This is a genomic window from Bosea sp. (in: a-proteobacteria) (assembly GCF_023953965.1).
Taxonomy (GTDB): Bacteria; Pseudomonadota; Alphaproteobacteria; order Rhizobiales; family Beijerinckiaceae; genus Allobosea.
The window spans coordinates 126,347-140,633 of sequence record NZ_JAMLIX010000002.1 but is presented as its reverse complement, the minus strand read 5'-3'; the positions used below and the strand labels follow the sequence as shown (position 1 = coordinate 140,633).

Here is a 14,287-nt window from a genome sequence, read left to right as displayed (position 1 = left end):
ATGGAAGGCCCCTGCCCCGTCTCATGTGCCGGGATGGCACGGCCGCTCCGGCACATTTCCTGCTCCCCGCCCGTGACATTCCCCCTGCCGCCCCTTATCGGGACGGGGAACGCCACTATGTGTCCTTTATCGGGCGCTCTGCTGTTGCCAAGACGGCCCCGGCGCGGCAGGAGTTGGGCCGGGGGCCGTTCGGGAAAGCCTGGATAAGGCCATGGAGTTCAGGAAGGCAGGCTGGAGAACGCGGCTGAAGCGCTTCGCGCTCGCCGCCGATTCACGGCTGGACGCCGGCCTGTGGAACGCCGGGCGCCGGGCCGGCGAGATCCATGAACGCATCCGCAGCGCAGCCGACCGGCTGACCGTCACCGGGGCTAAGCGCGTCGCCGCCGAATTCGCCAGCGAGGGGCTGAACATCGGCATCGTCGGCGCCCTCGTCATGCTGATGCTGGCGCTGCCGGCCTTCCAGATCGGCAACGAGGAGGCGCTGAGGAACCAGGTCCTCGCCGTCACCTTCCTCGACCGCTACGGCACGCCGATCGGCCATCGCGGCGCCCGGCACGACGACTCCCTGAAGCTCGAGGAGATGCCGGACCATCTGCTCAAGGCCGTGCTCGCCACCGAGGACCGCCGCTTCTACGACCATTTCGGCATCGACCTGATCGGCACCTTGCGGGCGGTCACGGTCAATGCGCGCGCCTCCGGCGTCGTCCAGGGCGGCTCGTCGCTGACCCAGCAGCTCGCCAAGAACCTGTTCCTCAACAACGAGCGCTCGCTCGACCGCAAGATCAAGGAAGCCTTCCTGGCGCTGTGGCTCGAAGCGCGGCTCAGCAAGAACGAGATCCTCAAGCTCTATCTCGACCGCGCCTATATGGGCGGCGGCACCTTCGGCGCGGCGGCGGCGGCGGAGTATTATTTCGGCAAGTCGGTGAGGGACGTCTCGCTCGCGGAGGCGGCCATGCTCGCCGGGCTGTTCAAGGCGCCGACGAAATACGCTCCCCATGTCAACCTGCCGGCCGCGCGTGCGCGCGCCAACGACGTGCTCAACGCCATGGTCGATGCCGGCTTCATGACGGCCGGCCAGGTCGACAGCGCCAAGCGCAACCCGGCGACGCCGATCGACCGCAAGCGCGACGCCAGCCCCGACTATTATCTCGACTGGGCCTTCGACGCGGTGAAGGAGCTCGCGGCCGAAGGCAAGCTCGGGCCCGACCGGGTGCTGACGGTGAAGACGCCGCATGATTCCGCGATCCAGGCGCGCGCCGACGAGGCGATCGAGACGATCCTGCGCCAGCACGGCCCGGCCTACCGGGTGAAGCAGGCGGCGACAGCGATCCTCGATCCCGACGGGGCGGTGCGCGCCATCGTCGGCGGGCGCGACTATGGCGCGAGCCAGTTCAACCGCGCGACGGCGGGCCTGCGCCAGCCGGGCTCCTCATTCAAGCCCTTCGTCTATGCCGCCGCGCTCTCGGCCGGGCTCTACAAGCCGAACACGATCGTCACCGACCGGCCGGTCTGCATCGGCAACTGGTGCCCGAAGAACTATGGCGGCTCGTTCTCGGGCTCGATGCCGCTGACCGTCGCGCTGGCGAAGTCGATCAACACGATCCCCGTGCAGATGTCGATCGCCATCGGCAAGGCGACCGGCGAGACGCATGAGGCGCGCGCCGCCGCGATCGGCCGCAAGAAAATCGTCGAGACGGCCCATGCCATGGGCCTGACGACGCCCTTGACCGACACCGTCTCGCTGCCGATCGGCGCGGGCGAGGTCACGGTGATCGACATGGCGGCGGGCTACGCCGTGCTCGCCAATGGCGGGCGGCGGGCGAAGCCCTATGCGGCGATCGAGATCGCCAATTCGCAGGGCGAGACGATCTACCGCCACGACCGCGACGAACCCGAGCCCCGGCAGGTGCTGAGCACGCAGGTCGCGCAGGACATGAACTTCATGCTCTCCAAGGTGCCGACCGAGGGCACGGCGCGCCGCGCCGCGCTCGACGGCGTCGTCACCGCCGGCAAGACCGGCACCACCAACGGCTACAAGGACGCCTGGTATGTCGGCTATTCCGGCAACCTCGTCGGCGCCGTCTGGTTCGGCAACGACAACTCGGCCGAGACCGCGAACATGACCGGTGGCTCGCTGCCGGCGATGACCTGGAAGGAGATCATGCAGTTCGCCCATCAGGGGCTGGAGCTGAAGCCGATCCCGGGCGTGCCGGTTCCCGAGCCGAAGGGCGTGGCGGTCGCCAGGGCCGGCAGCGCGCCCGCGGCGGCAGGCCCTGCCGCCGGGCCGGGCGCCGGCCATATGCCGCGCCAGTCCTTCGAGGTGCTCTCGACCGTGGGCGCGATGTTCCGCTCCGTCGAGCCCAGGCGCGCCGTCGGCCGCCCGGTGCAGGTCGGCATCCGCGAGATATCGGGGGCTGAGCCCCGTCTGCGCCGCGGCACGGACGGTTGACGGCGGCCGGGCCGGCGGGTCAACTCCGCGCCGGAATTCTCCCAGCGGCAGGGTAGCGTGCGGATTCTCGACCTCGCCTATATCCTCGCGCTCGGCGCCGGCCTCGGCCTCGGCTCGGCGCATTGGGCGGTCGCCGGGCGCCCGGCGATCGGCCGCGTCGAGGTCGGCGCCTGGACGGCCTGGCCGCGCAGCGGCAGCCGCGCGGTCGACCCTTACATGCGCGCCTATCTCGCCCGCGGCGTGCATCTGCCGCTCGGCTCCGGCGAGGGGCTGGAGCTGATCGCCGAGCGCGACGACGCGGGCCGGGCGCTGGACGGGCGCTGCCGCTACCGGCTCTCCGGCGCGACGCCGACGACGCGCGGCTGGACGATCGGCATCACCGACGCCGAGGGCCTGCCGTTCCGGCTGCCGCTGGAGCGCACGGGCTTCACCGATGCGGAGATCGTGCGCCCGGAGGATGGCGGGCTTGCCATCGTCGCCTCCGCCACGCCGGAGGCCGGCAACTGGCTGCCCCTGCCGGCGAGCGGGCGCTTCCAGATCCGCCTGCGGCTCTACGACACGCCGATCTCGAGCCAGACCGGCGAGACGCGGGCCGCCAACCTGCCGCGCATCGCGCGTCTCGATTGCCGATGAGCGCGGTCAGCCATAGCCCACCGCTTGCCGGCTGGCGGGCGCGGCTCGGCGCCGGTTTCGCGCGCTTCGCGATGACGACGCTGGCCGGGCTGATGCTCGCGGGGATCGTGCATATCGTCACGATCCTGGCGATCCCCGCCCTGTCCCGGAACGACGCCGCCAACGCCTATCGCGAGCTCGGCGGCGAGGGGCATGCCGAGGCGCTTGCCGCCCCCGGCCTGCCGGCGCTGCGCGAGGCCGACCCCGATATCGTCACCGCCGTCTGCGGCTACGATCTCTCGGCCGGCCCGGTCAGGGTCGTCGCCCTGACCGGCACGCTGCCGCTGGGGCTGACGCTGCACCGGCAGGGCGGCGGCGTGCTCTACGCCATCACCGACCGCGCCGCGATCCGCGGCAGGCTCGAATTCCTGGTGATGACCGAAGACCAGCGCGACGAGCGCATCGCCGCCGACGAGGAGGGAGAGACCAGCCGGGAACTGCGCGTCGTCTCCGACACCGGGCGGGGGCTGATCGTGGCGCGCGTGCTCACGCGCCTTCCCTCCGACCGGGCCGATGCGGAGGCACTCGCGACCGGCGTCGCCTGCGGGCCGGCGGATTGAGCTAGAGCATTTCCACGTTTCTCCGAACCGCGAAAATGCTCTAAGCTTTTGTTTTGTCGCATTTTCTTCACGCGAACCGGTACCCACTTCGCTCGAAAATGCTCTAGCCTTTGTAGACGACCGGCCGCTTGCCTTCGCCGAAGGCGCCGTTGAGCGGCATCTGGCAGAGTGGCCGTGCTTCCATCTCCAGCGCCATGATCGCGCGCTCCGCCTTCACCGCCTCGCGCGAGGGCATCGCGACGACGAGATTGGCGAGCGCGTGACGATAGCTGCGGATGCGGAAATCGAGGCGCTCGCAGACCCAGAAGATCAGCCCCTCGTTCTCGACGACGCGCGCCTCGGCCGGCCCCCGCTTTTCCGCCGGGACATCGGGCGAGAGCTCCGCCGTGCGCATGCGCACCCGGTCCATGCTCACCACCCGCCCCGCATCGGCGCGGAACGGGCCGATCAGCAGGCGGTCGGCATTGGCGTCCTCCGCCAGCCGGTTGTAACGCGACGCCTGGGAGGCGAAGGAGCCGGAGGTCAGCGCCCGGAAATAATCCGAGACGTCGGTCGACTGGTAGACCACCGGCAGGATGCGCTGATGAGCGAGATTGGAGACCTCGCCCTCGAAGACGCTGCGCTCATGGCTTGGCATGACGAAGCGCCAGGCGCGGTCGCGCAGCCGCTCCTCGTCGTCGGTCAGGCGGAAATAGGACGCCGCTTCGCCGCGCATCGTCGCGGACCAGAAGCCCGCCTCGGGCGCGACGAGCTCGGACCAGAGGTTCGGGCGCGGGCGGCCGAGATCGCCGGTGGTGGCCGCGCTGCAGGCCGAGACGAGGGCGCCCGCCAGCAGGCCGGCCAGCGGCGGCCTCACGCCGGTTGCCGGCCGGTGCGGCTGCGCGCCGCGGCCTTGCGGACCTGCCCGGCGGCCGGAGGCTTCGAGGCCGGCGGCCGGGCCTCGGGCGCGCGCTCGTAACGCACGCCGGTGAAGAACAGGATCTCAGCCGTCCGCGGCGGAGAGGAGCCGCCCGGGGATGGCCTGGAGCGCCGCTGCGGCGCGAAGGGGATGACGACGGCCATGATGCGCCTCCTTGTCCGGCGCCTAAGTTGCGGGGCGAGGACCGGCAGGGTGTGGATCGGCTACCCGAGTCACGGACGCTCGCGAATCCATCAGGGCCAGACATGGTTAACGCGGTCTTAACGAACGGGGATTATTGCTGTTCCACCGCCGGTTTCTCCACCTCGAGCCCGCCATGCCCGCATCCGTTTCCCAGGAACTCGCCGATCTCGCCCGCCTCGCGCGCGAAGGCGGGCTCGACCTCAGCCCGATCTCGCTCAGGGTCAAGACGGACCTCCTCCTGTCGACGCCGCACCCCTCGCCCGACGATCTCGCCGCCTTCGGCGAGATGGCCGGCGCGCTCTTGCCGGGCATCGACGAGGCGACGGCGATGATCCTGGCGCGCAAGCTCGCCGGCTGGCCGCATACGCCCCCTTCCGTCCTGGCCGGCCTCGCCGCGAAGGGCGGCGCCGTGCCGGCGGAGCTGATCCGCCACGGCATGCCCCTGTCGGAGGCGGCGCTCGAGCGCCTCGTCGAGACCGGGGACGAGCCGACGCGCGCCGCGCTTTCGATGCGCGGCGATCTCACCGCCCGCACCGTCCTCATGCTGGTATCGGGCGCCGATCGCGAGGTCGACCTGCTGCTGATCGCCAACCGCGACGCGCCGCTGCCGCGCGCCGCGGTCGAGAGCCTGATCGCCCGCGCGCGGATCGACCCGGCCTATCGGCCGGGCCTGCTCGCCCGCGACGACCTCAGCAATATCGAGCGCGCGCCGCTGTTCCTCGAGGCGGGGGCGCAGCGGCGCCTCGCCATCATCGAATCGCTGATGGCGCGCGAGGCGCTGCACGCGAGCGAGCGGCGTCCCGCCCTCACCGGCCCGGTCTTCGCCGGCTGGCTCGATCTCGCCGCCAGCGATCGCGACGACGCCTTCGCGGCCATCGCCGAGCATCTCGGCGGCGGCGCGACGCTGGCCGACGCCATGGCCCGCGACGCTTCGCGGGAGCTTGCGGCGCTGGCCCTGACGGCGAGCGGGGCGAGCGTCGAGGAAGCGACGCGCTTCCTGATCCGGCTCGGCGACGAGACGGCCCATTCGGTCGAGCGCATCTTCGCGCTGGTGAGCCTGATGCGCACGGTCAAGCCGGCGATCGCGCTGCGCCTGACCATGCAGATCGCCGGCACGAGCGCCTCGGCGCCGCAGCGGCGCGGCCAGCACCAGCCCGCCATGGACCCGAGCGGAACCCCCTCACGCGCCGGAGCCGCCCGGCCGGAGACGCAACCGGCGATGTCGGAGATCCTCGGAAAGCTCGGCGCGCGGCGCTGAGAGCCGCCCCCTCGTCATTCCGGGGCTTCGCGTCAGCGAAGAACCCGGAAAGACAGCGATATAGCGCCCTCACCCCGCGACCAGCGGAAGCCGCGGGTCGCCCGCCCGGTTCTCGATCTCGATGAGCCAGAGGTCGCCGTCGAAGCGCAGCTCGCGCGCGACCTTGTCCTCGACCGCGAGCGGATCTGAATCGAGCAGGAGCTGGAAGCGGCGCTCGCCGTCGTCCTCGGCCAGCGCCTGCGGTGCCGGGCCGTAGAGCGCGGCGGTGCCGTCAAGCCGGTCGAGCTTGACGAAGATCGCGCCCGCCTCGCGCGCGCCGCGGCGGCGCAGCACGGCGACAAGGCCGTCGCGCCCGGCCTGCCGCAGATAGGCGGAGACCCAGAAATCGCTGGTCAGCCGCGCCATGCCCGGCGCCGCCCGCTCAGTTCAGCGCCGTCCGGCGCGGCGCGGCCACGGAGCGGTTCGCGGCCCTGATGTCGGCCGGCGGGCGGATCTCGCCGCCATTGATCAGATCGGCGATCGGATCGCGCGCCGGGGCGGGCGTGACGCGCGGAGCCTGCGCGGCGCGGGGCGCCGCGACCGGCGCCGGCGGCCGGGGCTGCGCCTCGCGGGCCGGCTGCGCCTGCGTCAGATCGCTCGGCCGCGCCGGCGGCCTGACCGGCTGCGCCGCCGGCGCCTCAGGCACTGGCGCGGGCTCGGCCCGGCGCTCGGTGGCGGCGCGGGGCTGCGAGACGGGCGCGGCGGAGAGCATCGGAGCCGGATGGCGCGCCTTCTGGAACAGCAGCGCATTGGCGACGATGGCGAGCGAAACGACGCCGCAGGCGACGAGCACCAGCGCCCGGCCAGGCCGCCGCCCGGCGAGGCGCACGAGCCGGCCGAACCAGGAGGTCTTGCGGCGCGAGGCTTGAGCGCGACGCACCGGCGCGGACAGGGAAGCGCCGGAATGGGCGCGGGCGGCCATGGTCATCGACATTGCGTCAGCTCGTCTTCAGGCGGTCAGGCGGAAAGGTTCTTTGGTTTCGAGGCCCCGGCGCGGGGAGCGGGCGAAGGTCGCGATCCTGGCCGGCGGCTCGGCGGCATCGGTGCTGCCGACCGGCAGCCGGACCGAGACGCGGGTGCCGACGCCCGGCGCGCTCTCGATCGTCAGGCGGCCGCGATGCAGGCCGACGAGCCCGCGCACCACGGACAGGCCGAGCCCGGTGCCCTCATGGGGGCGGTCATAGGCGCCCTTGGCCTGGAAGAACGGATCGCCCAGCCGGGGCAGGTCGGCGGCGGCGATGCCGACGCCGGTGTCGGAGACGGAGATGTCGATCATGTCGCCGTCGCGCACGACGGCGAGCGTCACCCGTCCCTCGGCGGGGGTGAACTTGATCGCATTGGAAAGCAGGTTGAGCACGACCTGCTTCAACGCGCGCCGGTCGGCCTCGATCACGGGCAGGGCCGGGCCGACCACGCAGTCGAGCGCGATGCCGCCCGTCTCGGCGCGCAGCGCCATCAGCGCGCAGCAATCGCGGGCGAGCGCGGCGAGATCGAGCGGCTCGCGCTCGATCGTCATCGCCCCGCTCTCGATCTTCGAGATGTCGAGCAGCGTGTTCACGACATCGAGGAGATGATGGCCCGAGGCATGGATGATGCGGGCGTATTCGAGGCGCCGCTCGGCATCGAGCCAGCCATTGTCGTCGGCGCTCAGCATCTCGGAGAAGCCGATGATGGCGTTGAGCGGCGTGCGCAGCTCATGGCTCACCGTCGCCAGGAAGCGGCCCTTGACGTCGTTGGCGCGCAGCGCCTCGGCATGGCCGCGCTCCAGGTCTTCCTCGGCGGCGCGGCGCTGGGTCACGTCGCGCATCACGCAGACGACGGCGGCGCCGTCCGCGGAAGCAGCACCCGCGACCCGGCAGGCCTGCATCTCGAGCCATAGCGAAACCGGCAGGCGAACCTCGCCCTCGGCCTCGGCCGGCGGCAGGAAGAGCGTGCGGAACGAAACCGTCACCCCCTCGTCGCCATGGGCGGCATCGCTCAGCGCCTTGAGGAAGAGCGGCCGGTCGGCGATGTGTACGCGCTCGAACAGGCCGCGCCCGAGCAATTCGCGCGGCTCCGCGCCGGCAAGCGTGCGCGCCGCGGCATTGGCAAAGACGACCGCGCCACCGGCGTCGTGCCAGGTGACGAGATCGCCGACATGATCGAGCAGAAGCTGCGAGCGCGCATCGGAGGCGCGCTGCTCGCGCTCCTCGACACGGCGCCGGCGCAGCAGCAGCGCCGTCGCGGCGAGCGCCTGGACCAGCGCGGAGACGGCAAGAAGCGGCACCGCTGCGCCGGCAAGCGGCGCCGCCTCGGCGAAGAGGCTGAGGCCGTCGAGCCCGACGGCGGCGGCGAGCGCCGCCACGGCGATCCAGCCGGCGCGCAGCGTGAAGCCGGATGCGCCGAAGAGAGCCGCCTCGACCGGCACGATCGCCAGCCACGGCAGCAGCGGGGACGTAACCCCGCCGGTCACGCTCGCCAGCGCCACGATGAACAGGGACAGCGCCGCGGAAGACAGCGCATGCGCGGTACCGAGCCGGCCCGTCCGCGAGACCAGCGCGACCGAGAGCATCGCGAGCGCCGCAGCCACGATCACGGCGGCCTCGCAGGCGCCGGGCGCGCCGCGCCAGGCCAGATAGGCCGGGGCGAGACCGAGCACCCCGCCGCCGGCGACGAGCCGCGACAGGATGAAACGCTCGTGGCGCTGCCTTTCCGCCGGGTCCGGCTGCGCCGATGCATGCACCAGTGCCGCCGCCTGTGTCCTCAGTGCCGTGATCGCCATACGGAAACGCAACGCCCATACTCTCGCGGAGGACCCCCAGCCGCTCGGACATCACGCCACGGCCGGTTTAAGCGGGGCTTAAGGCGCCGGGCGGTGAAACGGGGGAATCACCTCCTAATTCTGATTTTCTATTTATTTTTCATGATGTTATTCAAATTCGCCGGAATGTCCGCAGCCGCGCCGATGTTCGCGGCAAGGTGAATGGAAGCTGAAGATCGGCGGTGGCATTCGACTCGCATTTGAGCGTTCGGAATGACGCGATTTTTCCGGATCGTGGCGTAGGGTTCTTCCTGAGGCACGCCAGAAGGCGCCGGCGACGGAGACCAGAATGGGCCATCTGCTGCGAAAGATCGCTATCATCGGCCTGATCGCCGTGAATTCGCCGGTTCACAGCGGCAAGCCGGACGATGCCGCCTCGCCGCGGGCGGCCGAGGCCGTCCGCTCCCAGGCGCGCGGGGTGGCGGCGAGCCTCACCGCAGCCCGCGAGGCAGCCGAGATCCTGGCGGGGATGGACCCTGCGATGCGCGAGCGCATCCTGAGCGCCGCGGCGGTGGCCGTGGCGGGCAAGCAGGCCATACCGCGCTGAACGCTTGACGCCCTGCCGCAATCGCGGGAAGAGGCCGGTCATGACGACAAGCCTCGACGACATCGTCGCGAATTTCGAACTGCTCGACGAGTGGGACGATCGCTACCGCTACCTGATCGAGCTCGGCAAGAGCCTCCAGCCCCTGCCGGAGGAAGCGCATGTCGACGCCAACAAGGTGCGCGGCTGCGCGAGCCAGGTCTGGCTCGTCTCGCATCGCGAAGGCGGCAGCGGGCCGCAGACCCGGCTGCGTTTCGTCGGCGACAGCGACGCCCATATCGTGCGCGGGCTGGTGGCGCTGGCGCTGGCGATCTTCTCGGGCCGCGAGGCCGCTGAGATCCTCGCCACCGACGCCTTCGCCATCTATGAGCGCCTCGGGCTCGCCGCCCATCTCACGCCCCAGCGCTCGAACGGTGTGCGCGCGATGATCGACCGGATCAAGCGCGACGCCGAGGCCGCGGCCGCCGCCTGACTCGGGCTCAAGCCGGCGGCGGAAATGCGCTCGGCCGGGCGCCCTCCGCCTGCCAGCCGCGCAGGCCGGGCGGGCGGGCGGGCCGATCCAGGCCGTAATGCGCGACGAGCGCGGCAAGCGCGACGCGCAGCACGACCTTGGCCGAGCGCGGCGGCCAGCGCCGCTCCGTCTCGACGCGGTCGAGCCCCTTGAGGAAGCCGCAGACATCGATCGCGAGGCCCGACAGCTCGGGCCCCAGCCGGTCGCAGGCCTGCCTGACGCGCTGGCGCGCGGCAAGCGCCGTATCGGAGGATCCGGCGACGTCGCGCGGCCCCGCCCTGGCCTCGTCCGGGGTGAGCGCCGCATCCCAGTTCATCGTCGTGCGCGGCAGCATCCCGGCGAGCGTGATATCGGCCCGGAAGCGCTCGCCGGCAGCGAACTCCGCATCGCTGATCTGGGGCCTGCCGTCCTTGTCCCGCCGGCGGTGCAGCCAGAGCAGCGGGCTTTCGCGGTCATCCATGGCCGGTGCGCGCGCCGTCTCGGCGGCAGGCGCAGCCGGCGCTTCTGCCACGAGGCCAAGCCGGGCCGCCGCCCCCTCCCCCGACCAGGCGACGAGCCCCTCGGCCAGCAGGGCCTGCACCGTCCCGGCCGTCACATGACCGGCGCCGAGGCTCGTGCCGTTCACCGTCCGGTAGAGCGCGATGCGGCCGCAGCCGAGCGGCGAGAGACGGGCGTGGCATCCGGGCCCGGCGAGGTGCTTCAGGAGCCGGTCGCGTTCGCCGTGTTGCGTGCGCGCGCTCATCGGCCGGCCTCCGCAGGCTGCTGCGCCAGTCTCGCCATGGTGGCGAGCAACGCGGCCTCCAGCGCGGTGAGGCCGAATTCGAGGCGGGGATCGTCGCGGCGGTCCTCGATCAGGGCGCAGGCGTGGCGGACGGTCGTGCGGTCCCGGCCGAAGCAGATCCCGACGCGGGTCAGGCTGAGGCCGAAGACGACATGGGCGAGATACATCGCCGTCTGGCGCGCCAGCGCGATCGGCCTGCGGCCCCGGTTCGCGGCGCGCAGACCGGCGAGCGGAACGCGCGCCGCAGCCACGCTCGCCGCCTCCGCCAGGCGCGCGCCAGCCGCCGCGCGCAGGGCGATTTGCGTTTGGTCCTCGATTTTGTTCATGATATGTTCCTATGCCCATGCATATTAAAACGGCATGGAACATAGGATTATATTCTTATATCCAAATTGGCAAGCCGGAAGATGCGCTTATCACCGCCCCTTCCGCCAGGGGCGCAAAGCAAACAGGGGCGCAAGACAAAAGCCGCCGAGGTCATCGGCGGCCTTTGTCGAGGTCGGCAGATCCGGATCGCCATGCGCTCCCGGGAGGCGGTGTGGCGATCCAGCCCAGTCGGACGCCTTTGCGCCGGACGGCGCGGTCAGCGGCGCTTGCGGCGCTGCTGGCCCAGGCCCATCTTCTTGGCGAGCTGCGAGCGCGCCTCGGCATAGTTCGGCGCGACCATCGGATAATCCGGCGGCAGGCCCCACTTCTCGCGATACTGCTCGGGCGACATGTTGTACTGCGTGCGCAGGTGGCGCTTCAGCGACTTGAACTTCTTCCCGTCCTCGAGGCAGATCAGATAATCGGCCGTGATCGACTTCTTCACGGGAATGGCGGGCTTTGGGGCCTCGACCTGGACCACCGGGGCGGCGCCGTCGATGACGCGGCTCAACGCCGAATGCACTTCATTGATCAGCGCCGGCAGGTCGGAGGCGGGCACGGAGTTATTGGAAACGTAGGCGGAGACGATATCCGCCGTCAGCCCAATGAAATCCGCTCCTTCGTTTTCGGTCATGGCGATGTTCTCCTTATCGTTCTTGGTGACGTTCCGCACTGATCGTCAACCGCCTCTTTCCGATAACCTAGCTCTATCCTGCCGGTAATGGTCAAGCACCACCGGCACCAGAATCGGACAACGCGGGTTGATCACGATATGCCTGTAGTCGATACTGTTTAGTTACGCAAGCCAGCAATTCCCAATAATCGAACCCTTCAAAGCTCAACAATTCATCGTCCGGATGCTGCATTGCGTTGGCGCTGAAATCAAAGCCGAGGCCGGCACCGCGTCTTGCGGCATGTCTTGCAAGCTGTTCGCTGCGCCTCTACCTGTCGGCATCCAGCCACGGAGACCGCCATGCGCCCGGACCAGGATCACGCTTCCCGGAGCGCCCGCACGCGCCGGCCGCCAGCGCCGCCCAGCGCCGAGATCCGGACCACCGAGAGACAGGTCCACGGTGTCACGCTTCGCGACGATTACGGCTGGCTGCGCGCCGCGAACTGGAAGGAGGTGCTGCGCAAGCCCAAGGCCCTGCCGGCCGATATCCGCGGCTATCTCGATGCGGAAAACGCCTATTGCAAGGCTCTGATGGCGCCGACGCGGGCCTTGCAGAAGGAGTTGGTCAGGGAGATGCGCGGCCGGATCAAGGAGGACGATGCCAGCGTCCCGCAGCCGGACGGGCCGTTCCTCTATTATTCACGCTACCGCAAGGGCGCCGAGCACGCGCTGATCTGCCGCAAGCCGCGCAGCGGCGGCCGGGGCCGCCGGGGGGGCGAGGAGATCATGCTCGACGCCGACGCGCTCGCCGCGGGCCGGGATTTCTTCGATCTCGGCGACGCGGCCCACAGCCCCGACCACCGCCTGCTCGGCTGGAGCGCCGACGAGGCCGGCTCCGAACTGTACGCGATCCGCGTCCGCGATCTGGAGAGCGGCGCCGACCTGCCCGACCGCGTCGCGGACACCACGGGCGAGATCGTATGGGCGAGCGATTCGCGCTCGTTCTTCTATGTCGCGCTCGATGCCGACCATCGCCCCTCGCGCGTCAAGCGCCACCGCCTCGGCGAGCCCGCCGAGGCCGACGAGCCGCTGCACGAGGAAGCCGATGCCGGCATGTTCGTCGATATCGACAAGACCCAGTCCGGCCGCTTCCTCCTGATCACGATCAGCGACCACGAGACCTCGGAGACGCGCATCCTCGACCTCGGCCAGGCGGAAGCGAAGCCCGTCACGGTCGCGCCCCGCCAGGAGGGGCGCCAGTACAGCCTGGAGCACCATGGCGACGTCTTCGCGATCCTGACCAATGCCGACGGCGCCGAGGACTTCAAGATCGTGACCGCGCCGGTCGATGCGCCGGGTCCGGCGAACTGGCGCGACCTCGTCGCGCACAAGCAAGGGCGCCTCATCCTCGATCATCTGTGCCTGAGGGGGCGGCTGATCCGGCTGGAGCGCGAGGAGGGGCTGCCGCGCATCGTCATCCGCGATCTCGCCGGCGGAGCGGAGAGCAGCATCGCCTTCGACGAGGAAGCCTATGGGCTCGGTCTCAATCCGGGCTTCGAATTCGAGACCGATACGCTGCGCTTCATCTATGCCTCGATGGCGCGGCCGACCGAAACCTACGACTACGACCTCGCCGCCGGCGCGCGGACGCTGCTGAAGCGGCAGGAGATCCCCTCCGGCCACGACCCGGCGGCCTATCGCGTGCGGCGGATCTTCGCCACGGCGCCGGACGGCGAGCGCGTTCCGATCTCGATCCTGCACCGGGCCGAGCTTGCGCTCGACGGCAGCGCGCCCTGCCTGCTCTACGGCTACGGCTCCTACGGCTCCGCGATGTCGGCCTCGTTCCGGACGCGGCCGCTCAGCCTTGTCGATCGCGGCTTCGTCTATGCGATCGCCCATGTGCGCGGCGGCACCGACAAGGGCTGGGGCTGGTATCTCGACGGCAAGCGCGAGAACAAGCGCAATACCTTCACCGATTTCATCGCCGCCGCGGGCGCGCTGACCGACGCCGGCTTCACCGCGCGCGGGCGCATCGTCGCGGAAGGGGGCAGCGCCGGCGGGATGCTGATGGGCGCGGTCGCCAACATGGCGCCGGAGCTGTTCGCCGGCATCGTCGCCGAGGTGCCCTTCGTCGACGTGCTCAACACGATCCTGGACGACACCCTGCCGCTGACGCCGCCGGAATGGCCGGAATGGGGCGATCCGATCCGCGATCCGAAAGCCTTCGCGACCATCCGCAGCTATTCGCCCTATGACAACGTCACCGCCCAGGCCTATCCGCCGATCCTCGCCATGGGCGGGCTGACCGATCCGCGCGTGACCTATTGGGAGCCGGCGAAATGGGTCGCACGCTTACGCGCGACCATGACCGGCGGCGGTCCCATCCTGCTGCACACCAACATGGAGGCCGGCCATGGCGGGGCGGCCGGGCGCTTCGATTCGCTGAAGGAGACGGCGCTGGCCTATGCCTTCGCCATCCAAACGGTGAGCGAAGGCTGGGGCTAGGCATTTTCGAGCGAAGTGGACACCGGTTCGCGTGAAGAAAATGCAATAGAACAAAGATCTGGAGCAATTCCGCGATTTGGAGAATCG

General features: G+C 70.5%; 15 protein-coding genes. 7 read left to right on the top strand and 8 right to left on the bottom strand.

Annotated elements, in window-relative coordinates:
* Positions 1–211: 211 nt before the first annotated feature.
* From M9917_RS15630 to M9917_RS15620, 3 genes are read left to right on the top strand one after another with little or no spacing between them, the layout of a single operon-like run.
* Entirely contained in the window at positions 212–2,449 is a 2,238-nt protein-coding gene (locus M9917_RS15630; RefSeq protein ID WP_297255175.1) for a transglycosylase domain-containing protein, read from the top strand.
* 57 nt (positions 2,450–2,506) lie between these two features.
* Positions 2,507–3,082: a DUF1214 domain-containing protein gene (locus M9917_RS15625; RefSeq protein WP_297255174.1), complete on the top strand. Its 576-nt coding sequence runs from the start codon at positions 2,507–2,509 to the stop codon at positions 3,080–3,082.
* The gene (locus M9917_RS15620; protein WP_297255171.1) at positions 3,079–3,681 is read left to right on the top strand and encodes a DUF1254 domain-containing protein; all 603 of its coding nucleotides are present in this window, start codon (positions 3,079–3,081) and stop codon (positions 3,679–3,681) included. Before M9917_RS15625 ends, M9917_RS15620 begins: the two co-directional genes overlap by 4 nt.
* Before the next feature lie 103 nt (positions 3,682–3,784).
* On the opposite strand, the gene M9917_RS15615 is transcribed toward M9917_RS15620, so the two are convergent.
* A complete protein-coding gene (locus tag M9917_RS15615) occupies positions 3,785–4,537 on the bottom strand; it encodes a hypothetical protein (RefSeq protein WP_297255170.1) in 753 nt (250 codons plus the stop codon).
* Positions 4,534–4,743, bottom strand: a complete 210-nt coding sequence (locus tag M9917_RS15610) for a hypothetical protein (RefSeq protein ID WP_297255168.1) — start codon at positions 4,741–4,743, stop codon at positions 4,534–4,536. The genes M9917_RS15615 and M9917_RS15610 overlap by 4 nt, the downstream gene beginning before the upstream one ends.
* Before the next feature lie 173 nt (positions 4,744–4,916).
* Here M9917_RS15610 and M9917_RS15605 point away from each other — a divergent pair, with 173 nt between their 5' ends.
* Positions 4,917–6,041 (top strand): DUF2336 domain-containing protein, encoded by a 1,125-nt coding sequence (locus M9917_RS15605; RefSeq protein ID WP_297255166.1) that lies wholly within the window; start codon positions 4,917–4,919, stop codon positions 6,039–6,041.
* A gap of 69 nt (positions 6,042–6,110) precedes the next feature.
* On the opposite strand, the gene M9917_RS15600 is transcribed toward M9917_RS15605, so the two are convergent.
* The 3 genes from M9917_RS15600 to M9917_RS15590 are packed head-to-tail and all read right to left on the bottom strand — an operon-like array spanning position 6,111 to position 8,841.
* Positions 6,111–6,446, bottom strand: a complete 336-nt coding sequence (locus M9917_RS15600) for a DUF1491 family protein (protein WP_297255164.1) — start codon at positions 6,444–6,446, stop codon at positions 6,111–6,113.
* 16 nt (positions 6,447–6,462) lie between these two features.
* The gene (locus tag M9917_RS15595; RefSeq protein WP_297255162.1) at positions 6,463–7,014 is read right to left on the bottom strand and encodes a hypothetical protein; all 552 of its coding nucleotides are present in this window, start codon (positions 7,012–7,014) and stop codon (positions 6,463–6,465) included.
* A 15-nt stretch (positions 7,015–7,029) separates the two neighbouring features.
* Positions 7,030–8,841: a sensor histidine kinase gene (locus tag M9917_RS15590; protein ID WP_297255160.1), complete on the bottom strand. Its 1,812-nt coding sequence runs from the start codon at positions 8,839–8,841 to the stop codon at positions 7,030–7,032.
* Between the two features lie 328 nt (positions 8,842–9,169).
* Here M9917_RS15590 and M9917_RS15585 point away from each other — a divergent pair, with 328 nt between their 5' ends.
* Together M9917_RS15585 and M9917_RS15580 are read left to right on the top strand one after the other, a co-directional pair.
* Positions 9,170–9,427, top strand: a complete 258-nt coding sequence (locus tag M9917_RS15585) for a hypothetical protein (RefSeq protein ID WP_297255158.1) — start codon at positions 9,170–9,172, stop codon at positions 9,425–9,427.
* A 40-nt stretch (positions 9,428–9,467) separates the two neighbouring features.
* On the top strand, positions 9,468–9,896 hold the full coding sequence (locus M9917_RS15580; protein WP_297255157.1) for a SufE family protein: 429 nt from the start codon (positions 9,468–9,470) through the stop codon (positions 9,894–9,896).
* A 7-nt stretch (positions 9,897–9,903) separates the two neighbouring features.
* Here the strand turns inward: M9917_RS15580 and M9917_RS15575 are convergent, their stop codons facing one another.
* From M9917_RS15575 to M9917_RS15565, 3 genes are all read right to left on the bottom strand, one after another.
* Positions 9,904–10,677 carry a DUF6456 domain-containing protein gene (locus M9917_RS15575; RefSeq protein ID WP_297255155.1) on the bottom strand — a complete coding sequence of 258 codons (774 nt, stop codon included), beginning with the start codon at positions 10,675–10,677 and terminating at the stop codon, positions 9,904–9,906.
* Positions 10,674–11,042: a helix-turn-helix domain-containing protein gene (locus tag M9917_RS15570; RefSeq protein ID WP_297255154.1), complete on the bottom strand. Its 369-nt coding sequence runs from the start codon at positions 11,040–11,042 to the stop codon at positions 10,674–10,676. Before M9917_RS15570 ends, M9917_RS15575 begins: the two co-directional genes overlap by 4 nt.
* A 257-nt stretch (positions 11,043–11,299) precedes the next feature.
* Positions 11,300–11,716, bottom strand: coding sequence for a Ros/MucR family transcriptional regulator (locus tag M9917_RS15565; protein WP_297255152.1), 417 nt, complete (start codon positions 11,714–11,716; stop codon positions 11,300–11,302).
* A gap of 339 nt (positions 11,717–12,055) precedes the next feature.
* On the opposite strand from M9917_RS15565, the gene M9917_RS15560 reads away from it, so the two are divergent.
* The gene (locus M9917_RS15560; RefSeq protein ID WP_297255150.1) at positions 12,056–14,200 is read left to right on the top strand and encodes a S9 family peptidase; all 2,145 of its coding nucleotides are present in this window, start codon (positions 12,056–12,058) and stop codon (positions 14,198–14,200) included.
* Positions 14,201–14,287: the final 87 nt, after the last annotated feature.